Origin of the sequence: Tetzosporium hominis, assembly GCF_002265435.1 — a bacterium.
Classification (GTDB): domain Bacteria; phylum Bacillota; class Bacilli; order Bacillales_A; family Planococcaceae; genus Chryseomicrobium; species Chryseomicrobium hominis.
Genome location: NZ_NOKQ01000324.1, coordinates 1 through 267, shown reverse-complemented (window position 1 = coordinate 267; position 267 = coordinate 1). Strand labels below are relative to the sequence as shown.

1 protein-coding gene is annotated in these 267 nt (G+C 43.8%); it reads left to right on the top strand.

Translation table 11 applies throughout. From position 1 onward, the window contains the following. Nucleotides 1–267 (top strand): ABC transporter permease (locus CF394_RS14105; RefSeq protein ID WP_369333192.1); only part of this gene is annotated, 267 nt, incomplete at both ends.

Below are 267 nucleotides of genomic sequence, written 5' to 3'. Positions count from 1 at the left end.
TTAAGGACCAGTTGAAGTTCATTAGAAGAAATATGAAGAAAAACCGCCTGCGTGTATTCATGACCATTCTCGCAACAACGGTGGCCTGCGCGTTTTTAATCGTGCTCGCATCGGTCGGATTCGGACTGCAAAAATCAATCACTGAACAGCTGATGAAAGAGCAGATCGTGACCGAGATAAATGTTGTCGGAAAAGAAGGGCAAAGCGATCAAAAGGTTCAAAAGAAAGACCTGAAAGAATTTGAAAACCGCAAAGATGTGTCCGCGA